This is a genomic window from Bacillus mobilis (genome assembly GCF_001884045.1).
GTDB classification, from domain to species: Bacteria; Bacillota; Bacilli; order Bacillales; family Bacillaceae_G; genus Bacillus_A; species Bacillus_A mobilis.
Genome location: NZ_MACF01000119.1, coordinates 204,483 through 229,231 on the forward strand (window position 1 = coordinate 204,483; position 24,749 = coordinate 229,231).

Annotated in this window: 27 protein-coding genes and 1 pseudogene; 6 read left to right on the forward strand and 22 right to left on the reverse strand. The window is 33.4% G+C overall.

Features of this window, described 5'->3' with window-relative positions; genetic code table 11:
• Positions 1-28 precede the first annotated feature (28 nt).
• The 9 genes from BAQ44_RS20660 to BAQ44_RS20700 form a co-directional block, all read right to left on the reverse strand.
• Positions 29-835: a GH25 family lysozyme gene (locus BAQ44_RS20660; RefSeq protein ID WP_071723430.1), complete on the reverse strand. Its 807-nt coding sequence runs from the start codon at positions 833-835 to the stop codon at positions 29-31.
• Positions 836-1,120: 285 nt separating this feature from the next.
• Positions 1,121-1,537: a GNAT family N-acetyltransferase gene (locus BAQ44_RS20665; protein WP_071723432.1), complete on the reverse strand. Its 417-nt coding sequence runs from the start codon at positions 1,535-1,537 to the stop codon at positions 1,121-1,123.
• Between the two features lie 32 nt (positions 1,538-1,569).
• The gene (locus tag BAQ44_RS20670) at positions 1,570-1,941 is read right to left on the reverse strand and encodes a hypothetical protein (protein WP_063259905.1); all 372 of its coding nucleotides are present in this window, start codon (positions 1,939-1,941) and stop codon (positions 1,570-1,572) included.
• On the reverse strand, positions 1,938-2,714 hold the full coding sequence (locus tag BAQ44_RS20675) for a serine hydrolase (RefSeq protein ID WP_071723434.1): 777 nt from the start codon (positions 2,712-2,714) through the stop codon (positions 1,938-1,940). The genes BAQ44_RS20670 and BAQ44_RS20675 overlap by 4 nt, the downstream gene beginning before the upstream one ends.
• A 162-nt stretch (positions 2,715-2,876) precedes the next feature.
• Complete coding sequence (locus BAQ44_RS20680; RefSeq protein ID WP_063259907.1) at positions 2,877-3,389, reverse strand: GNAT family N-acetyltransferase; 513 nt, start codon at positions 3,387-3,389, stop codon at positions 2,877-2,879.
• A 43-nt stretch (positions 3,390-3,432) separates the two neighbouring features.
• On the reverse strand, positions 3,433-4,434 hold the full coding sequence (locus BAQ44_RS20685) for an HAAS signaling domain-containing protein (protein WP_071723436.1): 1,002 nt from the start codon (positions 4,432-4,434) through the stop codon (positions 3,433-3,435).
• A complete protein-coding gene (locus tag BAQ44_RS20690) occupies positions 4,421-4,768 on the reverse strand; it encodes a PadR family transcriptional regulator (RefSeq protein ID WP_071723438.1) in 348 nt (115 codons plus the stop codon). Before BAQ44_RS20690 ends, BAQ44_RS20685 begins: the two co-directional genes overlap by 14 nt.
• Positions 4,769-4,937: 169 nt before the next feature.
• A complete protein-coding gene (locus tag BAQ44_RS20695) occupies positions 4,938-5,270 on the reverse strand; it encodes a DUF952 domain-containing protein (protein ID WP_061679734.1) in 333 nt (110 codons plus the stop codon).
• Positions 5,271-5,352: 82 nt separating this feature from the next.
• Positions 5,353-7,428 carry a HelD family protein gene (locus BAQ44_RS20700; RefSeq protein WP_071723440.1) on the reverse strand — a complete coding sequence of 692 codons (2,076 nt, stop codon included), beginning with the start codon at positions 7,426-7,428 and terminating at the stop codon, positions 5,353-5,355.
• A 355-nt stretch (positions 7,429-7,783) separates the two neighbouring features.
• On the opposite strand from BAQ44_RS20700, the pseudogene BAQ44_RS20705 reads away from it, so the two are divergent.
• A pseudogene (locus BAQ44_RS20705) lies at positions 7,784-8,649 on the forward strand (CPBP family glutamic-type intramembrane protease).
• A gap of 20 nt (positions 8,650-8,669) precedes the next feature.
• On the opposite strand, the gene BAQ44_RS20710 reads toward BAQ44_RS20705, so the two are convergent.
• The 3 genes from BAQ44_RS20710 to recQ form a co-directional block, all read right to left on the reverse strand.
• Positions 8,670-9,413 (reverse strand): class I SAM-dependent methyltransferase, encoded by a 744-nt coding sequence (locus BAQ44_RS20710; protein ID WP_063259911.1) that lies wholly within the window; start codon positions 9,411-9,413, stop codon positions 8,670-8,672.
• Positions 9,414-9,599: 186 nt separating this feature from the next.
• Positions 9,600-9,980 (reverse strand): gamma-glutamylcyclotransferase family protein, encoded by a 381-nt coding sequence (locus BAQ44_RS20715; RefSeq protein WP_063259912.1) that lies wholly within the window; start codon positions 9,978-9,980, stop codon positions 9,600-9,602.
• 25 nt (positions 9,981-10,005) lie between these two features.
• The gene (recQ, locus tag BAQ44_RS20720; protein ID WP_071723444.1) at positions 10,006-12,123 is read right to left on the reverse strand and encodes a DNA helicase RecQ; all 2,118 of its coding nucleotides are present in this window, start codon (positions 12,121-12,123) and stop codon (positions 10,006-10,008) included.
• 284 nt (positions 12,124-12,407) lie between these two features.
• On the opposite strand from recQ, the gene BAQ44_RS31180 reads away from it, so the two are divergent.
• From BAQ44_RS31180 to BAQ44_RS20735, 4 genes are all read left to right on the forward strand, one after another.
• The gene (locus BAQ44_RS31180; protein ID WP_168216106.1) at positions 12,408-12,569 is read left to right on the forward strand and encodes a hypothetical protein; all 162 of its coding nucleotides are present in this window, start codon (positions 12,408-12,410) and stop codon (positions 12,567-12,569) included.
• 680 nt (positions 12,570-13,249) lie between these two features.
• Complete coding sequence (locus tag BAQ44_RS20725; protein WP_061679729.1) at positions 13,250-13,873, forward strand: hypothetical protein; 624 nt, start codon at positions 13,250-13,252, stop codon at positions 13,871-13,873.
• A gap of 129 nt (positions 13,874-14,002) precedes the next feature.
• On the forward strand, positions 14,003-14,359 hold the full coding sequence (locus BAQ44_RS20730; protein ID WP_000606238.1) for a hypothetical protein: 357 nt from the start codon (positions 14,003-14,005) through the stop codon (positions 14,357-14,359).
• A gap of 138 nt (positions 14,360-14,497) precedes the next feature.
• Complete coding sequence (locus BAQ44_RS20735; protein ID WP_061679728.1) at positions 14,498-14,950, forward strand: hypothetical protein; 453 nt, start codon at positions 14,498-14,500, stop codon at positions 14,948-14,950.
• A gap of 51 nt (positions 14,951-15,001) precedes the next feature.
• Here BAQ44_RS20735 and BAQ44_RS30510 read toward each other — a convergent pair whose 3' ends face one another.
• The 3 genes from BAQ44_RS30510 to BAQ44_RS20750 form a co-directional block, all read right to left on the reverse strand.
• On the reverse strand, positions 15,002-15,187 hold the full coding sequence (locus BAQ44_RS30510; RefSeq protein ID WP_002085081.1) for a hypothetical protein: 186 nt from the start codon (positions 15,185-15,187) through the stop codon (positions 15,002-15,004).
• Positions 15,188-15,312: 125 nt separating this feature from the next.
• Positions 15,313-15,762 (reverse strand): DUF6884 domain-containing protein, encoded by a 450-nt coding sequence (locus tag BAQ44_RS20745; RefSeq protein ID WP_071723445.1) that lies wholly within the window; start codon positions 15,760-15,762, stop codon positions 15,313-15,315.
• Positions 15,763-15,782: 20 nt separating this feature from the next.
• Positions 15,783-16,988, reverse strand: a complete 1,206-nt coding sequence (locus BAQ44_RS20750) for a peptide ABC transporter permease (protein WP_071723447.1) — start codon at positions 16,986-16,988, stop codon at positions 15,783-15,785.
• 161 nt (positions 16,989-17,149) lie between these two features.
• On the opposite strand from BAQ44_RS20750, the gene BAQ44_RS20755 reads away from it, so the two are divergent.
• Positions 17,150-17,347, forward strand: coding sequence for a DUF4017 family protein (locus tag BAQ44_RS20755; RefSeq protein WP_063259916.1), 198 nt, complete (start codon positions 17,150-17,152; stop codon positions 17,345-17,347).
• 19 nt (positions 17,348-17,366) lie between these two features.
• Here BAQ44_RS20755 and BAQ44_RS20760 read toward each other — a convergent pair whose 3' ends face one another.
• The 7 genes from BAQ44_RS20760 to BAQ44_RS20790 form a co-directional block, all read right to left on the reverse strand.
• Entirely contained in the window at positions 17,367-19,013 is a 1,647-nt protein-coding gene (locus BAQ44_RS20760; protein ID WP_071723449.1) for a M3 family oligoendopeptidase, read from the reverse strand.
• A 103-nt stretch (positions 19,014-19,116) separates the two neighbouring features.
• Complete coding sequence (gene ppaC, locus BAQ44_RS20765; protein WP_000416841.1) at positions 19,117-20,046, reverse strand: manganese-dependent inorganic pyrophosphatase; 930 nt, start codon at positions 20,044-20,046, stop codon at positions 19,117-19,119.
• A 161-nt stretch (positions 20,047-20,207) separates the two neighbouring features.
• Entirely contained in the window at positions 20,208-20,873 is a 666-nt protein-coding gene (locus BAQ44_RS20770; protein ID WP_071723451.1) for a lytic polysaccharide monooxygenase, read from the reverse strand.
• Positions 20,874-21,120: 247 nt separating this feature from the next.
• Positions 21,121-21,636 carry a DinB family protein gene (locus tag BAQ44_RS20775; protein WP_071723453.1) on the reverse strand — a complete coding sequence of 172 codons (516 nt, stop codon included), beginning with the start codon at positions 21,634-21,636 and terminating at the stop codon, positions 21,121-21,123.
• Between the two features lie 399 nt (positions 21,637-22,035).
• Positions 22,036-22,539, reverse strand: coding sequence for a GNAT family N-acetyltransferase (locus BAQ44_RS20780; RefSeq protein ID WP_071723454.1), 504 nt, complete (start codon positions 22,537-22,539; stop codon positions 22,036-22,038).
• 218 nt (positions 22,540-22,757) lie between these two features.
• The gene (locus tag BAQ44_RS20785; RefSeq protein WP_071723455.1) at positions 22,758-23,123 is read right to left on the reverse strand and encodes a carboxymuconolactone decarboxylase family protein; all 366 of its coding nucleotides are present in this window, start codon (positions 23,121-23,123) and stop codon (positions 22,758-22,760) included.
• A gap of 102 nt (positions 23,124-23,225) precedes the next feature.
• On the reverse strand, positions 23,226-24,716 hold the full coding sequence (locus BAQ44_RS20790) for an alanine/glycine:cation symporter family protein (protein ID WP_071723457.1): 1,491 nt from the start codon (positions 24,714-24,716) through the stop codon (positions 23,226-23,228).
• Positions 24,717-24,749: the final 33 nt, after the last annotated feature.

A 24,749-nucleotide genomic window follows, 5' to 3' on the forward strand; every position in this document is an offset into this window, starting at 1 on the left:
TGCACACATAGTAGCTAGTTATTTTTTATTATTTAACTTCATACCACCAACCCTTCCTATCAAGCCAACCTTTCATACCGTTTAATTGCGCATCGCTAGTTGGATCGGAAATAAAATACGTTAAGCCATCTGATTGTAAAATGAAGGTCGCAGTCATTTTTAAAGAAGTTAATGCTCCCATAACATCTGGAGTTTCATGAGGTGAAAAGGCTCCAGATTGAATGATATTTTGTTTCGAAACTTGTGCTTGTATGTTTTCTTGTTTTGGTACCGATTCAGTAAACCAAGACAGGGGCTTATTTCCTATCAATTGGTTTAAATCACATTTACCGATACCAGGTACATTACCTGTCTCCGTGTATTGCCAAATATCACAAGGATATGCTGGTTTATTACCACCATACCTAGGAATCCATAAAAAATCACTTTTTACGTTCGCCATACCGAAAGGCTCATATACATGATGCCCAACATATAAACCAATTTTCTTAGCACCTAGTCGGCGTAACTCATCGATAAAAGCTTGCGTACCAGCTCTCATATCATCCATTGTTTTCACTTCTACATCAGCCACCCAAACTGTAGCGCTCTTATCACCGCGATTCCAAAAATCTTGCGCTTCCTTCTTCGCATCAGCAGTTGAAATAAAGCGACAAAATCCATAGTTCCCAAATGGAATATTTCTAGTTTTCATTGCTTGGACATAATTTTTATATAAAGGATCTACATAATTTGATCCATCTTGTACCCTAGCGATTACGAAATCTAATTGTGGAGCGGCTACATCCCAGTTAATGTTACCGTTCCATTTTGAAATATCTACAATGTAACCCATTGCTTAACACCTCCTTTATTAGTATTATATTCAGAGCTCGTCTTATTGCTCTTCTGCTCTTAAAAATTCAACAGCATTAGTTAGAAAAAACCTATACTACAAGTGTCTTCTACAAAGACAGTAACTCATTTCCAATAAAAAAGAAAATCCTAGTTTTACGAACCGCACTATTTGTTCCCAAAATTGCATCAGATTAAGTAGTTGCTATATACAAAAGAAAAAAGCATCACCTTATTTGGTGATGCTTTTAAAATCCACTTTTCTTCTAGAGCATGAATACGATTCCTATAACCTCTTCTCTAAAAAGTGTTGACTATGTCCTTTAGGATGATCTTCAACAACACCGTATTCTCGGTAGCCGTGCTTTTTATAAAAGTTTGGTGCTTGAAAACTAAATGAATCTAATAATATTAATCTACAACCTTTTTCCTTCGCAATGTCTTCGATTTTATGTAACAGTTGACTACCATAACCATCATGACGAACTGTTTCATCAACCCATAAAAAATCTATATGCAGATGATAAAAATACATCGTTCCTGTTACCCCACCAAATATTTTTCCATCCTCATCTTTCACTACGAAACTTACTTGCTCCATCGGCTGTTTTGCTTCATCTGTTAAAATAGACATGTTATATTGAATTACTTTATTTTTTATGTATTCTCCTTCAGCACGAGTACCATTTTCTATGTGTTTCATATCTTTCTTCCTTTCAACTTAATAAGCTACCTTTAATTTTTACTTTTCCTTTTTAAAATACTAATAAACACGAAACCACCATAAGTAACAAAGCATGAAAAACCAATTATCCCTGGCACAGAGACATAACCTGTTCTTATATAACTAATAACGGCAAAGCAAGCGATAGACAATAAAATAGATGGCCAAAATATAAGAGCTGTTTTTCTTCGTCTCTCTTCCGATGTACTTTTTTTCTCTTCAGAAACACGTGTACCAAAAAGTAATACAATACAAATAAGGATTGCTGCGAAGTAAATTGTATTTAATGACAAATTATGATTGTAAATCGCAATTCCAACTTCCAAAGCAATAATTGTTAAGATTAATATGATTATTGTTGAATTTTTTAAGTTTCGTTTCAATCTCTCACCCCTAGCAGGCCATCATTATATTTTTTGTATATGCATTTCAAAGTCGATACAACGGTTTCATCTACTTTGTTATTATCAAATCGATTAGGCAAATCTTTGCCTCCAATAACATAAAGAAACGGAAATTCATGGAACTTTCCCATTATACCAATATTTATTATTGCTGTGGGCAATCCACCTGTCATATGAGCTATATGATAATAAGGTATCCCTTCATATTCTCCTTGTTGCCTTACCATTCCATTTATTATTGGTTCCCATAATTTCGGATCACTTTTATAACATTTAAAAATATGTACTAACAGTGAATGTACTTGATTTAACTCTCCAACATTTTGTTCATCTCTAGGGTTTTCTTGAACATGTATCTTGGAAAAATACGTTGAAACATATTTTCTAATAGAATCCCATCCTCCACAGTACATTATAATCGACTTTGCAATATAACTATCATGACACGCTATCATCACTTCAACAGCTTTACTAAGTGTTAATGTATCTCTCCCTTGCAAATGTGGATATAATTGTGCGCTATCTTCTTTCGGATTAAATTTAATTTGGTGAAGTATATCATTCCAACTAATTTGTTTGTCTTTTATCATGTTTGCTACTGCAAATCCAATTGCCACTTTTGCTGCTGATGCTAAAGGAACATACAGTTCATTATTATAGGAGGCAATTATATTATCATATTTTGTTGAGTACACAACCACTCCAAGTTGACCAGATTGTATTTCTTTCATCTTTTCTATGACAGTCTCCATATTCTTACCTCTTTTTATATAGTTTTATCATCTTCTCAAAATTCGATATAGAATATAAAAAACCTTTTTTGTTACATGATATTTATGTATACAATAAAAAAGATAGCATGAAATTTCTCCATGCTACCCTTCTAAAATACATAATTCGCATAACGCAAACATTTACTCTTCCGTAGGCTTTTTAGGACCATTAAGTTCCAATTGATAAAAAGCTAAATCTAACCACCTATTAAACTTATAACCAGCCTTTTTAATTGTCCCCATATGAACAAATCCATAAGTTTCATGTAATGTAATACTTTTCTTATTTTCTGCATCAATTCCAGCTATTAAGGTCATATATTCCCTTTCTTTTGCCATTGCAATCAATGCTTTCATTAAAGCAGATCCTATCCCATTTTTTCTATATTCCTTATGAACATACATGGAATGCTCAATTGAATATTTATAGGCGGGCCAAGCTCTAAACTGACCGAATGTCGCAAACCCTACTACTTTATTATCTAATTCGTATACTAAAATTGGATAACCTTCAGCCTTTTTTGTTTCATACCAGTCTATTCTATTTTCAAGGGTTACAGGTTTATACGTATATACGGCAGTTGTATACAGTATGGCATCATTATAAATATCTAACATGTATGCTACATCTTGTTTCCTTGCTTCCCTTATCATCGTTTTCTTCCTTTCCTAAAGTTTATCTTCTTTCCTTTTACTACTACATACGAATACGAGCTTTTCGGAAACCATCAAATATATTTAATGCAGCAGATATAATGTAAATGATAATACCTCCACCTATTAACCACGTTTTAAATTCCTCTGGAGAAATAGTAAACACATTTGCCATAAACGTAATAAATCCCTCGTTAAATAAATGCGGATTTACTACAATTACAATGAATACTATTGTTCCAGCTATTTGAAGAAAAGCATTCCCAATTGCCAACTTTTTCGTCCATTGTCCCTGTACTAACTTATAAAGAGATATAGCTATTTCAAAAACAATTATAATTACAACGATTGGCCAATACTGAAGTAACACATCTTGATTAAAGGTAGGTGTGACAAACTTCAGTCCGTTTTCTGTACCATGATATACACCTACAAGATGATTCGCATAAAAATAAAGTGATGCCCATATTGCAGTCCACATTAACCCGCCAAATACTTCGAACTTTGAAATCGACTTTTTCTTTGGGACATACGAAGTATTTTTTAAATCATCAGGCGTCCATTTTTTTAAACTTGTCGTCAACGGTTGGGTACCTTTGTCTTTATCTGTTCTTTCTAAAATTGCAAATACAAGTGTCAACCAGAAAAACACATGGAGGCCTACTTCGATAATTTCCCCAATTCCTTTACCTATCACATTTAAAATAACATTTAATACTGCTTGCTCACCATTATATCCTACAAAATTTTCTGCAACCATTGCAATGAGTGCGATAACAGCTGCAATTGGTATGATCATTTTTAATAATGTCGTATATACATCAAAATAACGTGGTCCAATTAAATGCATCGGTCTATCCAAATATCCATTAGCCAATGAAACGGGACTTCCCAATTTTTCAAGAACTCTTTTTTCGTCGTTTTCATTATAATCATCAGGTAACATATCCTCGATTGTTGACCGTAGTTCAAGAATAATATCTTCACGATTTTTTTCAGGTAATCTCTTCGCTACTTCCTCGACGTAAATATCAATCAAATTCATTCTTGTCCTCCTCCTTTAATAATTTATAAAGTTCTTTCGAATCCTTTATCCATTCCTTCTTCAACTGTAAAAATATCTCTAATCCGTATTCACTTAAAACATAATACTTACGAGGTCTACTCTCCGTTTTATCCCAACTACTCGTCACTAGCTCCTGCTTTTCTAATCGGCGAAGTAGTGGATATAACGTACTTTGATCGATTGTAATCCCTGATTTCTCCAATAATTGGACAAGTGAATACCCATACTGCGGTGTTCTTAACTGGCTTAAAACCGCTAATGTTAATGTACCTCTTCTTAGTTCGGTAATTAACGAATTTAATAAAGCATCCATTCACTCACCTCATTTTCATTACTATATGTCATACAGTATGTGTTTTATACTATGTATCATACAGTATTGTTGTGATAAAAACAATAACTAATTACCAAAAAATAGATAATAAAAAAACACAAACTTCTTATTTGTGCTTTTTTAGCTAATTTAAATACTTACAACAATCTTAATTTTGTACCTCTTGTAATATAAACTCTCCACTTTCTTTAATAAATGGGGTAACATCTACAATCGCCTCAATATGAATTACTCCATATACATGCGGATATTCTAGACCGTTAGAAGCAAGTTCATATTTTATTTCTGCTTTTATTAAGGATGGATCAATTGTCAGTAATAAAACATCTTCTTCATGACTAAAATGTTTTTCAGCAACTTCTAAAGCTTGTTTTAAAAATGAACAATGAATAAATCCCTCTTCTTTTAGTGACATTTCATTAATTTCTCCATTTATCTTTGCAATTTCCCAATTTCTTTTTGCTATTACCTTTGTAATCATAGTTAGTTTCTTCCCATGTCTTTATATAGAAAAACAAGAGGTTCTTCTTTTTGTTACTAGAAAATCCTCTTGTTTTTCATATTTATTTTAATCCTTTAATTAAAGGCGATGCTTCTCCGCTATGGAAAATCCATAAATCATGAAGCGACCTTGTACATCCGACATACAATAACTTCGCATCGTGTTTTGTATTTTTATAATGTTCTTCATCAACGTCGATTAGTAGAACCGCATCAAATTCTAGCCCTTTCGCCAAGTATACAGGTACTACTGAAATACCACCTTCATATTTACTTTGATCTGCTTCAATGACGTTTACAGCTAATCCTGCATTTGTTAATTTCTCATATATATCGCGGCATTCATCATCTGTTCTTCCTATTACCGCAATTGTTTTCACATCTTCATTTTGTAGATGTTTTAACGTCTTCATAATCTCATTAAATTGATCCTCTACATGGATTACTTTAACCTTTTCACCACTACGAAAAACTGGTGTTGCGAGTCCAACTGGAATCTCTGCATTTTTAATTATTTCGTTCGCAAATTCTATAATTTCTTTTGTAGAACGATAACTTCTCGTTAATTCATAATAACCTGTTTCTTGAAATACTTCCTTAAAAGCACTCCAATCTTCAATTCCTTGATAATCATAAATCGCTTGAGATAAATCACCTAATATAGTGAAAGAATTACCTAGTGTAATTTCTTTTAATACATACACTTGGAATGGTGAGAAATCTTGTGCTTCATCAATAACGACGTGATGGAATTTCTGTCCGATTTCAATACCTGTTATTCGGTGATGTATGTAAATTAAAGCTGGTAAATCTTCTACATACACTTCTTTTTTACGACAATTCTTTTCAGTTTCTTTCACAAGATCTTCAGGTAATACTTCGAGTATTTCTTTACTTTTCAATATTGAACTATATAGTGAAAGTGAGCTCATTTTCGGCCAAAACTTCATATATGTGTTCAATCTCTTTGTCGCTTCTTTTTTTAGTAATTTCTTCTCGTTTGTTTCTCCATACTTTTTCAGTTCAATTTCAATCCAGCGCTTCATTCGGCCGACTAATCTTTCTCTTCTTTTCTTTAATGGATAATGTTTATATTCAACCTGCATCCATTTTTTTATGTCTTCTATTGGAATAATAGCTTTGTCCCATGCCTCAAAATCACTTGTTGGTACCAATTCTTTTTCAAATTGGACCATTCTCTCTTCAATAAAGGACTTAAATTCCAGCGTGCCTTTCAATTTACCGAGCATTACCTTTTCTTCATCACGATTAATAGAAAATGCTTCTTTCAACTTTTCTTCTGTTTGCTTTAATTTCACCGAATCATCTAACGTACGTAATGCCCAATCTGCGAATGTTGTTTGACTAATATTCCCTACACCTAATTCCGGAAGCACACTCGAAATATAGTCTAAAAACAGACTATTCGGAGCGAATACAATCATTCTCTCAGCTTCTAATTGCTCACGGTATTCATAAATTAAAAAAGCAAGGCGATGTAAAGCGATCGTTGTTTTTCCGCTCCCTGCAACCCCTTGAATAAGTAGTGGTAAGTTTCTTTCCGCACGAATAATATCATTTTGCTCCGATTGTATCGTCGAAACAATATCCTTTAGTTTATTATCTTTATTCTCACCTAATCGATATAGAAGAAAATCATCGGCATGCGAGACATCTTCATTTCCTTTTACATATGTATCAACAACACGTTCTAGTTCTCTTTTTCGAATAGAGATGTTTCGCTTTAAATATACATCACCTTCTACTAATCCGTCTGGTGATTGATAAAACGCTAATTCCTCCCCACCGGTAAATGAATAAAACATACTTGCGACAGGTGCCCGCCAATCAATTACAATTGGTTTCATTGTGTCTTTATGTGAAACACCTACTTTACCGATGTAGATCGGCATAACATCTTCCTTGCCGTCCTCTTGAAAATCTAATCTTCCAAAGTACGGTTCTTGCACTCCAATACGTAAGTTTTGTCTATTAGATTCTCTCATACTTTCTAAAATTTGTTCTTTAAAATCATCTCCATAATAAACCGGAATGTTTTCGAGCTGTTCTAATTGATCATCCATCGTACTTAATGTATCTTTCATTTTTTGTAACTCTTCTTCAAAAATGTTGTTCATTTGATGATTCCCTCCTGTCCGTTCTAATTTTTCAGTCGAGATACAATTGTATTAAAAACCCGTTTATAAAGTCAATAGTTTCAATTTAAATTTTCCGAAAAAACTCACTTTTCATCTTTCTAATTTTGAAATCTTATTGTTATTTTTACATTATAAGAATATAAAACATCTAAATTACAACACTTTACATATAATAAAATAATGCATATAAATGCTATTTCTATTAATAATAACGATTATACACTAACTTACTAAAGTTCTCATATCCCTTTCTATCGATTTCCTCCTTTCACTTGTAAAATAATGAGAAGTGTCAATAGATAAATACCAAAAATAAAAAAGGAGTTTATTCGAAATGACTACAACCAATAGAAAGCATGTAAAGTTACATTTAATTATTTTTGTGTTAATTGTGCTAGCAAGTGGCTGGATTGGTGTATTTCTTGATTCTCTTCTAATAGATCAGCCTGAAGGAAACTCTTTAGGTATGGGATTATGGCTAATATTACCCTTTCTCGCAAGTATCTTACTTAGAATTATTGGTCGAGATTGGAATGATTTTGGTATCAAACCAAATTTAAAAGGAAACTTTAAATGGTATTTCGTAGCAATACTTATTTATCCATTCGTTACACTAATAACTATATGCTTAGCTCTATTTTTCGGAGTCGTTAACATATCTAACTTTGAGATGTCCTCATTATGTTCTCTTATACTCATGTCTACTATAGGTAATTTTATTAAAAATATTTTCGAAGAGTTCTCTTGGCGCGGTTATTTAACTCCAAAACTGATTGAACTAAAGTTAAACGATTGGTTTATTTATATTATTTCTGGTTTAATTTGGGCTCTTTGGCATGCCGCTTATTATTTAGTTTTTTTACCAAATGAATATTTTGAATCTATTTCCAGGTTAAATATGCTTTTATCAGGATGCATACTTATGGTTTCTTGGTCTATTATGTATGTTGAAATATATAGACTTACAAAGTCAGTATGGCCATGTGTTATCATGCATGCGATTGAAGATGCCGTTCCTACTGTTTTAATAACTATAACCGGTATTATTACGCTTACAAATAGTAGTGATTTTTGGTTAAATCCTATTAATGGTTTCGTTGCCACTGTTTTATTTCTTGGCATCGGGATTGTACTAAGGTCCATAAGGATAAAAAAGAACGGCAATTAAATACGAAAGACAGTCAATTATTCACACTATAAAAGTAAAAAAGAGTAAGGAATTAATCCTTACTCTTTTTTACTTTTATACGATATGATAAACATTCATTTAATGACGCTTGCTCTTTATACGCTCTCTCTTCAAAGTCATACGCCCCTCCTGGGAAAATCCCAACTATACTGAAGCGAGCCTCTGCACATAAATTATTAATCTCATCTATAGTATAGCAACGTAAAGATTGTGTCACAATATCATTTGAAGAATCCGTTTCCCACCAATGGTCCAGCATTCTAGCATTTTCACTATCATATTCATATTTTCGCATTGCAGAATAAATCGGCATTTCTTGTCCATTTGCTTTTTCCCAATATAAAGGTTGATAAATATCAATAAGTGCACACCCATCATCTTTCAACCAACTATGGATGCGTTTTAATAAAAATAATTGTTCTGCATCCGTTCCTACACCAAATCCGTCCAAATAAGTAACGACATCAAACTTTTCTTCAAAATTAATTTTATAAAAGTCAGCACAGTGAATAACAATATCATTAGTAGAATGTTCTTTCGCAAACATAACTAACTCTCGTACTAGCTCAACTGTAGTCATCTTTACATTCAAATTAGACATCGCTCTTGCAAATCCACCATTTCCTGCTCCTAGTTCTAACATCGACTGAAATGTATATCCAACTTGTTCTTGTACTTCTTTAGCAACTTCCTGTAACCAATCTTCATTATTTACATCATAGCTTAGTAGTTCAAATTGTTTTTTATAAAATTCTTTTACATTTAATTCGTTCATTAATATTCTCCTCCTGTATATTATTTTTCTGCTACAGGTGAGAAACTAAATTTCTGATCCCCATGAAAAATCCTCCTTTTGATTTCCCTTTATTTACAGTTTATCAAAATAATCAGAATTTTGAAAGTATCAATTTAAAAAAACAGATAATGGATGTTCCCACTATCTGCTTCTACGCTGCCTTTATTATCCTTGTTGATACTTCACCCAATCACCAGAAACGATAACTTCCTTCAGCATCTCTTTATCTTGAGCAACATACACAAATGCACGTATTTCTCTATCAGCTAAATAAATCGTTTCGGTGATTCGGTCATATAGGTCACTCTCTGCATTACCTGTGTATTCTTCAAGTTCATCTAATTTTTGCAGAACATCATCATTTACTTCGTAAACTTCTCCATATACTTTGTCTTCATTTGAACAAATCATCGCCGGATACCCTTCGTTTGTATCAAATAATTTCCCATACATCCATGCTCCGTCTGCGATGCATATTGCACCTTGCATAAAATGAGCATTCGTTTGCTCTTTTCTTAACGTGCCATACACGAAAACGTGATGCATATATCCCTATCCCCTTTATATGTCTCTATTTTCTAATTTGTAAATAAGCACGAATCATAAAGTAACTCACTTCATTTGGAAGTTGTTCCTTAATCGATTTCAGGCCGCCCTCTGCATTTTGCACAGCAGTTTCAATCATTTGTTCATATTTGGCAGGAACAAAACTGTTCCAATCTACTTCCATTCCATCTTCAAAAGAGCGGATTAAATGATTTTCAATCGTTTGTCTTGATAAGCCACGTTCTTTCGCAATTTCATCTAGATCAATGCCTTTCTTGTACATTTCATACGTTTCTAAATGAGAATTTGCTGAAGCTTTCCCTGACTTTTTCCGCTCTGTCACCACTTCTGTTTTAACTGTTTCAGCATAGTTTGGGTTTTCCTCTATAAAGTGCTGAACTGCTTGTAAGAAGTGAGAGCCATACTTCACAAGTTTATGTTCACCAATCCCTTTTACAGTTAAAAGTTCAGAGTCACTTTGCGGCATTTTTGCACACATATCCTTCAACGTTTGATCAGAGAAAATAACAAATGGAGGTACACCTTCTCCTTGCGCAATTTCTTTACGTACTTCACGAAGTACTTCAAATAAAGGATGATCTTGAACAATTTGTCTTGTCTCTACTCGTTCTTTACGTAAAACATTCACTTTACTAAGTAACACTTCTTTCCCTTTTTCCGTTACTTTTAATGTCGGATACGTACCATGTTCAACTGCAATTAACTCATCTGAAATTAGAAACTCAATAAATTCACTGACTTCTTTTACGCTACGATTTGATAGTAATCCGTATGTTGGTAAAGTATGAAAATTAAATTCAATAACTTTCTTATTTTTAGATCCAGTTAGCACTTGTGCAATCATTTGTTTACCAAATCGTTGGTTCGTTCTAATCATACAAGATAGAACCATTTGTGATTCTCTCGTCACATCGATACTCTCGCGGTCATCCGTACAATTACCGCAGCGGCCACAATCTTCTTTCGGCTCTTCTCCAAAGTATTGCAAAATAAATGATTGCAAACATTGTTCTGTATGACAGTAGTCAGTCATATTTTGCAGTTTTTCAAGTTCGTTTGAAAAACGAGACTCTCCTGTCGATTGATCAATTAAAAAGCGCTGTACTTGCACATCTTGAGAAGAATATAGCAATATACATGCACTATCTAATCCGTCACGTCCGGCACGTCCTGCTTCTTGGTAATAACTTTCCATATTTTTTGGCAGTTGATAATGGATTACGTAACGAATATTCGATTTATCAATCCCCATCCCAAATGCAGATGTCGCTACCATTACACTCACTTCATCACGTAAAAAGAGTTCTTGCTGTTCATTTCGATCGGTATCACTCATACCAGCATGGTATTTTGATACCGAAACACCCGCTTTCATTAAATCCTCATATAATTGATCAACTACTTTTCTAGTAGCTGCATATATAATCCCAGATTCTTTTTGATTTTGACGAATATAATCCGCTAAATATGCATGACGATCTTGTCCTTTAATAACAGAAAATGATAAGTTCTCGCGCTCAAACGTTGTCATAATCGTATTTTCTTGATTAATTCCAAGTGTGTTGCAAATATCTTCACGAACTTGCGGTGTTGCCGTCGCAGTTAATGCTAGTACAAGCGGCTTTTCTGGAAGATAATCTAATATGCGATGTATATGTAAATAACTTGGACGGAAATCATGTCCCCACTGCGAAATACAGTGCGCCTCATCAATTGCAATCATCGGGATTTTCATATCGATAAGTTGGTCAACAAACTCCATTGAATCAAGACGCTCAGGCGCCACATAAAGTAACTTATAATGACCTTGTTTCGCTAATTGAATACGTTGATTTGCTTCTGTAATAGAAATAGAACTATTAATATAAGTAGCTGAAATACCGTTTTGTACTAATGTATCTACTTGGTCTTTCATAAGTGAAATCAAAGGTGAAATAACTAATGTCGTTCCTTCGAATACTAATGCGGGAATTTGATAACAAATTGACTTACCACCGCCCGTAGGCATAATACAAACTGTATCTTTCCCATCTAATACATTTTTAATTGTTTCATCTTGTCCTCTTCGGAATGACGAATAACCGAAATAAGACGCTAAAAGTTCTTGTGCTTTTGTAAACAAAAAAGAGTCACCTGCTTTTCTATATCTTTCATCTATTCCTATTATATCATCACTTAAGCGTCTTGAAAGTGATGAATACATGACTAACAGCTTGCTTTTCATTATTTTACGCTTCTCTACGTTTTAAATGTTGTTTAGCAGCGGTGTTTTAATTGCTATTTATGTCTATAAATTTTAAAACCTGAATCAACCACATCTAAGATGAATTACAAAATAATTATACATTTTATTACTCTTCCTTGAATACTACTAATCTTATACATATGAATTCAGGAGGTTACTATATGAAGGAACAGAATATTAGTTCCATCAAGCAGAAAACAGTACCGAACCAACTCCAATTCTCAAATCATGATGCGTGGAAATATGAATCGTATTATAAATACCAGCCATTATTTTCTTATAGAAAACTTTTTCATTTTCTTTCTCAACTTTTTAAACGTTAATGTGTGTGTGATATATCATTCATAATAATTTTCTCAATATATACCTTATAGACTTACTATAATACAGCTGTTATCATATGAAATATTCTGCTTTTATAAACCCCTTAAGTTGACCTGCCTATATTAGCAGGTCTTTTTTTGAATATTATATATTTCAGTACACTTGTAAATGCTTGCAAGTCTTTTCTCCATTTTATTACCAAACTCCACTCGCCACAAATGGTGATAATCACAAAAGGTAAAATATAAATTCTGAACATTTAATTACTCAATTCTTTTTTTCTCAATACACAAAACGGTTTTCACTTGTTACTATAAAAGTACTCCAGATAAGTTTTTGCTCATCAACATTATCTAGTTAAAGGGATCTGCTGCGGGAAGCGGATCCCTTTGACTTTATTAAAGATTCACTTTCATTTGGACACATTTACCAGGTTTTTTTAAAAGAATTTTATGATAATATTACTTAGTCGAGTCCGACATCTCGGCAATACCCTTAGAGGCTCTGCAACTTCCCTTGCAGAGCCTCTTTTACTTTATATTCATTTTATTTATATATACCACAATGAAATTCTTCATCTTTTTCCATGTCAATTTTTGAAATTAATCTAGGACGCGTAACTAAAAATAAACTCCCATCATACTTTGAGTTATACATGTTCAAAGGAGTGTTACCGTTTATGTATACTTATTGGCAATCGTATTATTCCCCCTATCATAATCCTTATGTGCACTTTGATACATCTGTCCGTAATTACCGAATTAGTAAAAACGAGAACTTTTTAAAAGGTTATATGCGTTCTTTATGGGAACAACACGTTGCTTGGACGAGATTAGCTATTATAAGTATTGTCTTTAATTTACCAGACGTTAACGTTACGGTTGGGCGACTTCTTCAAAACGCAACACATATGGGACTATCACTTGAACCATTCTATGGTGAAGATGCTGTAAAAAAATATAGTGCTTTAATTAAAGACCACTTAGTCATTGCAGCAGATCTTGTTAAAGCCGCAAAAGCTGGTGACCAAAATGCCGCTGCCGCTATAGAGAAGAAATGGTACGCTAACGCTGATCAAATTGTCGATTTTCTTAACAGTATCAACCCATATATAGAAAAAGAAGCATTTCGGAAAATGTTTTATGAACATTTAGCCTTAACAAAAGCAGAAGCACTTGCCTTCCTAAATAAAGATTTTGAAGCAAGCGTAAAACTATACGATAAAATTGAAAAAGAGGCATTAGAAATGGCCGATATGATAACAAATGCAATCGTAAAGCAATTCCCGCAAGTATTTCAATAATAATAAGCCGATTTGAAAAAACAAATCGGCTTATTAAACTTTCTGTCAATGAAATTTCACCTCTCCTCTTTACATTTAACGTATATCGATATATTTTATTTATATCCGTTTTTTATAGGAGGAAATCTTTTGATTAACGCAATTGGACTTGTATTTATACTCACAAATAAACACGAGAAAAAAAAGAAAGTTTATCTAAATGAAAAATTCGCATTAATAGACATTATTGATTCTAAGGAAGTAATTGATGATGAAGGTAACTCGTTAGTAGAACTAACATGTAAATACAGTATATATTTAGATGAAAAATACTACTGTAAATCTCTCGACGATTATACTGGACAAGTATTTCCATTCTTAAGCGCTAAAATAGGAAAAGGCCTTCTCAGAAACTTAAATTACTATTTCTCTTACGTTGATGCTTATGATAAAAAACCACCCGTTAAAGAAATAAGACCACTTATGAAACAAGTAACGAACAGATAGTGAATAATACGCAAAAAAGAAAGCATCTAACTTCGGATGCTTTCTTTTTTGGTTCAAGGGCTCGTTAACTTCTATCTTTCTTCTAAAAGTATGTATCTAGGCATACTTTTAATTAAAAACATTGGAGGATTAAACTGAATGAAATACTCAGAAACGATTGTTAGTAAACGGCTTCGAACACTTAAAATATGTAGTATGTTTATTATGCTAGTTTTAATTGGATGGCTTGGATATACAAAATTACTTTATGAAAACGGATTTCTTCAAGAAAAGAAACATTCTGTTGAAGTAATGAATACTAGTATTACAGGAGAAATTGAACAGAATTTCCATGTGAACTTACAAGGTTATCGTAAAACAGACCTTGATACTATTATAGATTCAAGTAAAACCGATCCGAGCCAACTAACATTAATCGAGCTAATTAATACTTCTTGTTCGCGAGATTGCATAGGTGAACCATTAACATATGTGGATGAAAACAATGGATATATCTTTTATACGGAGTCTACCGGAACTAATGTAGCTATACAGATTAAAAAACAAGACACATGGGAAATCGTAAAAAAATCTGTTCAAGATGGAATTTAAAAGGTTCATACAAAAAAGAGTACTTTACTTCAAAGTACTCTTTTGAAAATATTACCACTTACGACATTTATCATCATCGTCGTCACGTTTACGATTACGACGGCAATCATCACAATCACAGTCACGTTTACGTCTACAACCACAATCATCACAATCTCTGCGTCTGCATCTTCCAAACATTAAATCATCCCAAAATCTATTACAATCTCTACGTCTACAACCACAATTATTACACATGAATATGACTCTCCCCTCTATAGCGTTCATCATATTCTATGTTTAAAAACGAAAAAGGCTTGTTTACTAGTCTATTTTAAATGTATTCATTTGGTATAATTTGAATCTATATTACTAATTTATCCCTATACTTCCTTCTGCGCCTCCACTGCCCGCTTCAATCTCTGCAACATATATCCAATTCCTTTACACCCAGCTAATGGGTACGTAATGATTTCTACTGGATACAATTGTGTCACTACTTTCTTATGCTTCTTGCCTGCAAGTAAAACAATTTCATCATACTGAAGTAAGTCTTTTTCAATCAATTGTTGTTGTAATTGTTCCATACTAATAATTTCATCGCTCTTTGAATCAAAGGCAAGATCATAGTTTTCTAGTACAATATCATTTGGTCTTAAAAATCCATGCTTCGCTGATAATATAACCCAATTCTCAAAAAACATAGTTGCATACGCCTGACATGCTTTTCCGAATGGGCTAACATATACATCTTTTGCCTCCATCGGCCCGTAATCTGGATACTTATCCCAAATTTTCTTTTTTCCGCATGGAATTATGCATAACCTTTTCATCGTTATTTCTTACCTCAATTCTAACTTTTTAAATATAAAAATATTGAATTCCCTACTTCTTCATACTCAGCTTCTATATCTCCAATACCCACTATGTTCCAACCATTATTGGTTTCTATCGGCTTTTCATTCATTATAATATGAACTTGTGTCATATTTTTAAAATCTTCTTCAAAAGATGCTAAAACAGGTTGATTTATCATATATGTTTTATTATGTATACTTACACTTAAAAAGGTTTTATGTAACGCTTTATTTTTGTTTAATTTTACATTCATTGGATTAAACGAATTTAATTGTATATTCCCTACAATATACAAATGATATCCTTTTTCCTTATAAAATTGTTTAAATTCCTTGTCTCTTTCGTTTTGAACAAAATGAAGGATTTGCTTCGTTTCTTTGCTTATTGCAAATTCATTATTTAAACTTAAAACAACATTCATATTTTGTTTTAAAAAAGCATATAACGATTTATCACTATTAAAGAAGTTCGTTTTCCATTCAGGATGGATTTCATCTAATAATAAACATAAAAGCATTCCTGAGCTATAGCAGCTCTTCCTAATGTTATAATTAGCATCATATGTATCTAAAATAAGTCCGCTATATTTTCGTAATGTTTCACTTTCATCATTTATACATACTTCAATGCGGGCGTTCATTTCAACATACCAAGCAGGCCCCTCTATACTTTCAACCATACACTCATAAGTTATAAACTCTTCTTTTATAAAATGAGTTCTTTGTTCTCTTAATTCGATAAATTGCTTAATATAATTATTTTTCTCAGCTTGTGACTTACAATGCACAGCATTATATAAACAAATTCGCTCTTTATTTCGCAACTCTATATTTTCTTCTGTTATAGGATATTGAAATCCTAAAGATTCATTTGGAAATTTACTTTCTTTATTCAAATATTGATAGCAATGAAAAAGTTCATGCACCACAACTGCATGTAAATTTTCATAATTTCTATGCCTATTCATATTCACAATGGCAGTCGGATAATCTTTGAATAGGATAAATGTATCACCCTTAAATTGTTCATCCCACTTTAAAACAGTGTACTCATTATCAGGTTTCAAAAATAATGGATGATGAAATACATACACATGCTTATCATCATATAATGCAAATGCAGTCCTATTGAAACCAGGCCATAGCGTATTCAATAATTCTATATTTACATCTTTCTTTATTCGATTTAATATATTGTTCATTATATGTAACACCCCTATATCATTCTACATACATCTATTCTATTCCACTTAAAAACAACCCTTTTATTTACATAAATGTTAGAAAAGTATATATCTTTTCTTAAACTATAATGTATTATATAAATATACATGTGATGATTTTATGAAAAGGAGGTGAACAAGTGAGAAATATAATTCCTGCACTAGTACTCTATATTATTGTTTGCATAATCGCTATGATTGCTCCAGCATCCCAAGGTTATAATCATATTGGCTGGAAGTTGTTTGTTGGGCAAGCGTATGCCATACCTATTTTCATCATTGCAGCTATTATTACATTTTATATAAACAAGAAAAAATCTACGAATAAACAGTTATAAGGATAGCTAAATGCTATCCTTATTTTAATTCGCTAATCAGATCCAAAATAACACTTGCAGTACTTTCTATCCTTTCTTCCGAAAAATCAAACGTGACACCTGTTTTTTCATATATTTCTTGTATAGGTAAATTCCAATCTGCACTCGCTCCCTCTTTAAAGAAAGCAATCGCTTTTTCTGGGTCTTTCCGATAAATTTGAAACAATTGCATTGCTCCTATTTGTGCAATGGCGTATTCAATTTTATAAAAAGGAAACTGAACATAGTGAAATGACTCTATCCAGCTTGCACCGGTTTCATTCTCTAATCCTGTAATATCGACTGATGAATATTGATACCTTTTGCATATTTCAGCGTATTTCTTATCACGTTCTTCTGGTGTATGATTTGGATTTGTATAGAGCCAGTGCTGAAATACATCTCCTGCAATTGACGACATTAATAAAGACAAAGCACGATATAATTGTACGCGCTGCACTTCTTTGTATTCACCCTCTTGCTTATAAAAGATATCCAGCTTATCCATTACTAGTAACTCAAGACTGAGGGAATAAAGCTCAGCCACCTCTTCACGAAGATATTTTTCTTGCATACTACTATCATTGTTAAATTGTTTATAAAAATGAAAGGCATGTCCCACTTCATGTATGAGTGCATTAATTGCATAAAATGATGGACTAAAATTAGAATAAACAAAAACCTCTTTACTATGAGGCAAAGTAAAACAAGCGGCTCCTGGCGCTTTATTTTCACATTCTTCTACGTCAATGAATCCAGCTTTCCTTATATGAACAAATTGCTCATAAAAATATAAATCCGTCTTCTGAAACATTTCTTCCACCCCATTCAATAAATCAATGGTATTTTGAAACGGGGCTTTTAGTAAATAACATGGGGTAAGATCCCAAGGGCGATACGTTTTTACACCGAGATTCTTTTTAGAAAGACTTCCTAACTGTTCCCATATTGGTACAACATACTTTTCTATAGATTCATGGAGCTTATAGCAATCATCAATACTGTAATCTCTGTTTTTTTGTTTCAAAGCATATTCACTATAATTATTAAATCCTGCATATAAAGCTATCTCATTCCGCAATTGTATAAGTTCATTCATAATACAATCTATTTCTATTTTCACTACACTTCTTGCTTCACATAAAGCGTACCAAGCTTTTTCGCGAATAGCTCTATTAGGGTTATCTAACTTTGCTTTTATGTATGCATACGTCTTTTGCTCGCCTTCCCAATTAATAACAATATTAGACATTATTTCTCTATATTTCGTAATAAGTTCTTGCTCTTTAATGGAAAGAGCAATGTTCTTTTCATTAAACATTTTATTTTTTACCAATCTTGCTTTTTTCATAAAACCGTATTTCTGCTCATCTAATAAGTCGGAAAACGGGGACTCTCTAAATTTCTGGTCAAATTTTGCATTGTATCTTTTTAAAAGTGGTTGAATTGTATTTTGATTATACATATGTAAATTACGTTTATTTCTGTCATTTGTATCTCTATAAGTGGCAATTAAACTACTTGTTATCTCCTCTTCTACTTCAGCGTTTACACGCAGTTCCTCTAAAAGCCAACGCTCTAACTCTGAAATAGAATTAATATTTCGCTCTAAAAGAGACTGTAATTTACTTTCTAAACCATTTAACATACACAATCCTCCCGTTTTTAATTTTCTGTTTTTTGAAGATAAAAAAAGGACAAGTAGCCAATCTGACTACTTGTCCTTTTTTGTTAAACCATACTCAATAATATTAAGCTTGGAATGCTTCTGTTAATACTGGTACGATTTGTTTTTTACGAGATACAACACCTTTTAAAGTAGCCGTGTTGTTTTCTAGAGATACGTTGTATGCTTTCTCAACAACGTTTGCTGCTTTACCGATCGCAAGACCGACAGAATCGTTAGTTAAGATATCAGTTACAACGAATAAGAATAGGTCTAAACCTTTTTCTTCTACTACTGCAGAGATAACTTTTTCAAGTTCCGCTTGGTGTACAAGAACGTCGTTTGTATCAACAGCGTTTACTTGTGCGATTTCAACTTTCGCATTACCCATTTGGAATTCTTTAGCGTCAAGAGAGATTAATTGCTCCATTGTTTTTCCGCTTAAGTCAGCACCAGCTTTTAACATTTCTAAGCCGTAGCTATCAGCATCTACACCAGCGATTTCTGCTAATTCACGAGCTGCTGCTACGTCTTGCTCTGTGCAAGTTGGAGATTTGAATAGTAAAGAATCTGAAATGATTGCAGATAACATTAAACCTGCAACTTCTTTACGAATTGTAACGCCATTTTCTTTGTACATTTTGTTTAAGATTGTAGCTGTACAACCAACTGGCTCACAACGGTAGTAAATAGGATCGCTTGTTTCAAAGTTAGCAATACGGTGATGGTCAATAACTTCTAACACACGAACAGATTCGATATCGTTAGCACTTTGTTGACGCTCGTTATGATCAACTAAAATAACGTTGTCCACTTCGCTTGCAACTGTCTCAACAAAACGCGGTCCTTCTACTTTAAAATGGTCTAACGCAAATTGAGTTTCACCGCTGATTTCGCCTAAACGTACAGGCTCAGCATTCATTCCTAATTCTTTTTTCAATTCTGCATAAGCAATTGCAGAACAAATTGCATCTGTATCTGGGTTTTTATGCCCGAAAACTAGTACTTTTTCCATGTTTTCCACCTCTTCATGAAAAGGATATCTTAAAGAAGCAAATATGACAATATTTAAAGCCCAATTTTTTATAAATAATTGCACTTTCTTCTATATTTTTCATCGTTTTTCGTAAAAAAGATCATCTAAAATGAATTAGATGATCAAAATGTATATTTTATTTAAAATAGTGTAGGAACTTGCACTACATGATTTAGCGCGAAATCCGATGCCAAACCATTATTTACAAGGTTAACATCTATAACTTGATAAAATGCATTCCCCGTATCTGCAATTTCCCATACAGCTAAAATAAGGTGATATCCATTTCTATCAGTAGGTACATTCGCTTCATGTGTTACGGAAGTTCCTGGTTTAACTCCTCCGTCATTTTTCACATAGAATGGTACTAAATCTAAATCAGATCGTGATAATGGTTTATTTGGATTCCAATCTTTTTTCGTAATATAATATTTCCATTCTTTCGTACTATGAGGTGCGGTTAGTTTCCACTTAAATGTATTCGTCCCGCCGTTTAACGTAACTTTCTTCCACCTATCTACTGTTTGAACGTCTAAAGCAGGAAAATGGCCAGCTCCTGCGATTTGTCCATCAGAAGGTCCTAATAGAGGGAATCCACCTATTCCTTCTACACTTTGCGGTTCATATTGAATCGGACCGCAATTCACATTTACCCCTTGCTTACATAAATAAGAACGGCTCGCTGGTGATTCTACATATCCATGAGCTGAAGCTTTTTCTGAAAAACCGAAAGTTAACAATCCCGTAAGTAATATACCACCACTTAATATAACTTTCTTCACCTTTTGTAAACCTTTCGCTTTCATCCCGACATCCCCTTTCGCATAATAAAGCGAAAACAACTATAGTTGCCTAGTCATCTCCTCTACATTCATTATAAGTCGAGTAGCATAACGAAATGAACCCTCTAAAAACTTTCTCAAATTCAATTAGTACATTAAATAAATTTTATTGATACATTCAAATAACACCGCTAGAGAAATATAGGCGGTGTTAAATATACTCAATTAAACTATTCATTTATAAATAAATTACGCTATCGGCAAAGCTAGTCTAGTTATCAAATAGCCCTCTCCCTCTCAGATTTGCGGAAACTGGCTCCTTTCCTACCTCTCGTGCCCATATAGATAACTGGCCGATATGGTGGATTTCGTGGACAATGACATGACGTATTAACTCTCCGTGTGTACATTCAATGACTCGGCGCCTAATTGATGCGTCTCTTGAGCTAATTGGCTCTTCATTGAAGTCAGCTTTTGAAAGTTTTCGAGAATCCATTTCATTTGTCCAAGATGTCACAAATGGCTTCACTTTCCCGTGGTATTGAGCTGAAAGATTTTTCACTTTTTGTAAGCTAGCATACTCTTCAAACGATGGCTCCTCAGGCACTGATTCACCACGCAACCCTAAGATCCACATATATTCCACATCTACAATGTGAAATAGAGTATGTAGTATACTGCCGAACCCACCGACCCGTTTCTTTACCAGTTCTTCGGCTGAGATGTCTTCGCACCAAATAAACCAATCATTACGAACTTGCCAGTTATATTGAAACAGTTTCAACATTACAGGAACCTCCATCTTTTAGATTAACATTTACTATTCACCAAAAGACTTCAAAATTCCTATGTGAACTACCACCCACTTAGTATCACTTACGAGCTTACCCCGAAGTGGGGGCGTCTCGGTTCATCGCTACTTTTGACAGCTAACGAATTTGTCATAGGGCAGACAGTCGATCTAACACGCTTGAGGAAGGAGACTTCTTTTGGATAATACGTTAAATAATAACTCTAAAAAACCTGTTATCCCCCCTACAAACTAGCCCTTTAATTGAACGTTCCAGATGAAGTTACAAGGTTTTATCAAACATTGTTTTAAATTATCAATATTTTTTATAAATCAACACACAAACATAATAACAAATGTTCTATTTGGAATTATTTACCTTTCCAAACAAAAAAACTAAATCATCTTATAATAAATTACCGTTGCATCTAACTCACCATTCGGAGAAATTGCGTATTCTGGTATTTTTCCAGCTTCTTTATAGTCTAATGATTTATACAATCTATTAGAAGGGTCTCCTTCTCTCGTATCAAGCACTATAAGAAACCTATTTTCTTGCTTTGCTCGCTCCTCTGCTTTTTGCATAAGCGAACGTCCAATGCCGTTACGTCTAAAGTTCGGGTGAGTCATTAACTTGCAAATTTCAGCTCTATGAATCCCATTCGGCTTTGTAACTAAATGTAATTGAATACTCCCTGCCACTTCATTATTTATTTTAGCAACATACAAGATCACTTCTGGTGCTAATACAGTTCCCCAATACTTCGCGGATTCTTTTAGTTCCAATGGAGGTAAAAAACCAATTGACGCCCCATCATCTACAACCGTTTTCAAAAGTTTAGAAAGCTCTTCCACATCATCTTCTATTTGCTTAATCTCTTCAATTCCTACATTTTGCATTACTAATCCCCCTTTTGTTTCATTGTACCAATTTTAAACGAAGGAACAATGAAATACTAAGATGAAATTATTAGAATCTATAATTGGTTAGAGCATATACAAAGTTCTTTCTGATGTAGAGAAATCAATTTATAAAGACATAGAATATTAAAGTGAGTACAAATTTAATTTCACATAAAAAACGTTTTAAACATAAAGTTTAAAACGTTTTTTTACATTCAATGATTTTGATTTTTCAGTTCTGTTAAACATTCCTGCACTAAAGTTACAGCTTGACTCATTGCAGCTCCACCAGCAAATGCTGCTGATACACCACATGCTTCCAGAATTTCTTTATCTGAACATCCTTGATCCAGACAACCTTTTGTATGATAAATAGTACAGTATTCGTCTTGCGTTGCTAGACTAATTCCTAATGCAATAAGTTGTTTTTCTCTTTTTGTTAAAGAACCCTCTTGAAAACAAGCTTGCGTGAATGCATTATACGTTTCAGCAATTTCAGGAATTTGGTTTGTAAAACTACCAATTCCTTCTTTATAATGATGTAGAACATCATTTACTGAACTATATTGTTCGTGTTCCATCTTATTATTACCCCCATTCAAATTATGTGTACCTATTGTAGTATGTGATGAAAAGAAGGCAATATACCTTGACGAAAAGAATGAATATTCAGTTTATTGTAACTACAATTTCAGACTATCATCCACTACTGATTGTTCCTTATAGTTTTTCCTTTCAATCTCTTTACTTCTTTCTTCCCAAAATGTTAATCCTTCAATTCCCACATTTTTAGGATCAAATACAGGATCTTTCCCTTCTTTTTTCTGCGCTTCATAATCTTTTAACACTTTTAAAGCGATTTTACTTAATAGTAGAATCGCAATTAAGTTTAACCATGCCATACTACCGATTCCTAAATCTCCAAGATTCCATAAAAGCGACGCTGATTCTACGCTACCAATGTAAACCATAATTAAAAATCCAATTTTTAAAACTGGTTTTAACCATCTATGTTTAAGCTCACGATCTAAATAAGTAAGTGTCGTTTCAGCGATATAGTAATATGCGAGTAATGTTGTAAATGCGAAGAAGAAAATTGCAATTGAAATGAATAATGGACCAAACCCTGTCATAACAGTTTCAACTGCTTGTTGTGTATAGATCGGACCTGCATCAACATTCCCTATATTTTTTACAATAGCGATTTTCCCTTCCGGTATAACATTATACATACCTGTTATTAAAATCATAAGAGCTGTCGCTGTACAAACAACAATTGTATCAATATAAACAGAAAATGCTTGAACTAACCCTTGTTTTGCAGGATGAGATACTTCAGCGGCAGCAGAGCTATACGTCGCTTCTCCAACGCCAGCAACATTTGAAAATACAGCGCGTTTTACTCCCCATGCGATTGCTGCGCCGACGATTCCGCCAAACATTTCATTTACACCAAAAGCACTAGAGAAAATTAAAGCGAACATACTTGGAATCTCTGTTACATTCGCAAGTAATACGATACATGTAACAATTACATAACCTATTGCCATAAATGGAACAAGCATTTGCGAAACGCCAGCAATTCTCTTTACGCCGCCAAAAATGATCGCTGCTAATAATACGACTAACAATATACCAGTTATATATTTGCTAATGCCATTAGAGTTTTCAAAACCAACTGCGATACTACTAGATTGAATACCTGGTAATAAAACGCCATATGAAAGTGTTACAACGACCGCTACAATGACTGCAAACCATTTCATTTTCAGGCCTTTTTCAATAAAATATGGTGTACCACCACGGTATTCATTTCCGACTTTACTTTTATATACTTGAGATAATGTTGATTCAACAAATGCACTCGCTGCACCTAAAAGTGCCATTACCCACATCCAAAATACAGCTCCAGGTCCGCCAAAAGCGATAGCTGTCGCGACCCCTGCAATATTACCTATTCCAACCCTACCAGATAACGCTAAACAAAATGCTTGAAAGGATGAAATTCCCGTCTCCGAGCTCTTCCCTTCAAATAATAGTTTAATCATCTCTTTAAAATAACGAATTTGTAGAAAACGAGTTGCAATTGTAAAATACACACCTGCTCCTAATGCAAATACAACTAACCCAATACTCCATACTTGCCCTACTAACCACTCTACTAATTGCTCCATCCAAATCCCCCTTAACATTCTTTTGAAAACTAT

Coding starts and splice junctions, on each gene's coding strand:
- BAQ44_RS20660 (WP_071723430.1), bottom strand. CDS start 835: ATGGGTTACATTGTAGATATTTCAAAATGGAACGGTAACATTAACTGG.
- BAQ44_RS20665 (WP_071723432.1), bottom strand. CDS start 1,537: ATGAAACACATAGAAAATGGTACTCGTGCTGAAGGAGAATACATAAAA.
- BAQ44_RS20675 (WP_071723434.1), bottom strand. CDS start 2,714: ATGGAGACTGTCATAGAAAAGATGAAAGAAATACAATCTGGTCAACTT.
- BAQ44_RS20680 (WP_063259907.1), bottom strand. CDS start 3,389: ATGATAAGGGAAGCAAGGAAACAAGATGTAGCATACATGTTAGATATT.
- BAQ44_RS20685 (WP_071723436.1), bottom strand. CDS start 4,434: ATGAATTTGATTGATATTTACGTCGAGGAAGTAGCGAAGAGATTACCT.
- BAQ44_RS20690 (WP_071723438.1), bottom strand. CDS start 4,768: ATGGATGCTTTATTAAATTCGTTAATTACCGAACTAAGAAGAGGTACA.
- BAQ44_RS20695 (WP_061679734.1), bottom strand. CDS start 5,270: ATGATTACAAAGGTAATAGCAAAAAGAAATTGGGAAATTGCAAAGATA.
- BAQ44_RS20700 (WP_071723440.1), bottom strand. CDS start 7,428: ATGAACAACATTTTTGAAGAAGAGTTACAAAAAATGAAAGATACATTA.
- BAQ44_RS20710 (WP_063259911.1), bottom strand. CDS start 9,413: ATGAACGAATTAAATGTAAAAGAATTTTATAAAAAACAATTTGAACTA.
- BAQ44_RS20715 (WP_063259912.1), bottom strand. CDS start 9,980: ATGCATCACGTTTTCGTGTATGGCACGTTAAGAAAAGAGCAAACGAAT.
- BAQ44_RS31180 (WP_168216106.1), top strand. CDS start 12,408: ATGAAGGAACAGAATATTAGTTCCATCAAGCAGAAAACAGTACCGAAC.
- BAQ44_RS20725 (WP_061679729.1), top strand. CDS start 13,250: ATGTATACTTATTGGCAATCGTATTATTCCCCCTATCATAATCCTTAT.
- BAQ44_RS20735 (WP_061679728.1), top strand. CDS start 14,498: ATGAAATACTCAGAAACGATTGTTAGTAAACGGCTTCGAACACTTAAA.
- BAQ44_RS30510 (WP_002085081.1), bottom strand. CDS start 15,187: ATGTGTAATAATTGTGGTTGTAGACGTAGAGATTGTAATAGATTTTGG.
- BAQ44_RS20745 (WP_071723445.1), bottom strand. CDS start 15,762: ATGAAAAGGTTATGCATAATTCCATGCGGAAAAAAGAAAATTTGGGAT.
- BAQ44_RS20750 (WP_071723447.1), bottom strand. CDS start 16,988: ATGAACAATATATTAAATCGAATAAAGAAAGATGTAAATATAGAATTA.
- BAQ44_RS20760 (WP_071723449.1), bottom strand. CDS start 19,013: ATGTTAAATGGTTTAGAAAGTAAATTACAGTCTCTTTTAGAGCGAAAT.
- ppaC (WP_000416841.1), bottom strand. CDS start 20,046: ATGGAAAAAGTACTAGTTTTCGGGCATAAAAACCCAGATACAGATGCA.
- BAQ44_RS20770 (WP_071723451.1), bottom strand. CDS start 20,873: ATGAAAGCGAAAGGTTTACAAAAGGTGAAGAAAGTTATATTAAGTGGT.
- BAQ44_RS20775 (WP_071723453.1), bottom strand. CDS start 21,636: ATGTTGAAACTGTTTCAATATAACTGGCAAGTTCGTAATGATTGGTTT.
- BAQ44_RS20780 (WP_071723454.1), bottom strand. CDS start 22,539: ATGCAAAATGTAGGAATTGAAGAGATTAAGCAAATAGAAGATGATGTG.
- BAQ44_RS20785 (WP_071723455.1), bottom strand. CDS start 23,123: ATGGAACACGAACAATATAGTTCAGTAAATGATGTTCTACATCATTAT.
- BAQ44_RS20790 (WP_071723457.1), bottom strand. CDS start 24,716: ATGGAGCAATTAGTAGAGTGGTTAGTAGGGCAAGTATGGAGTATTGGG.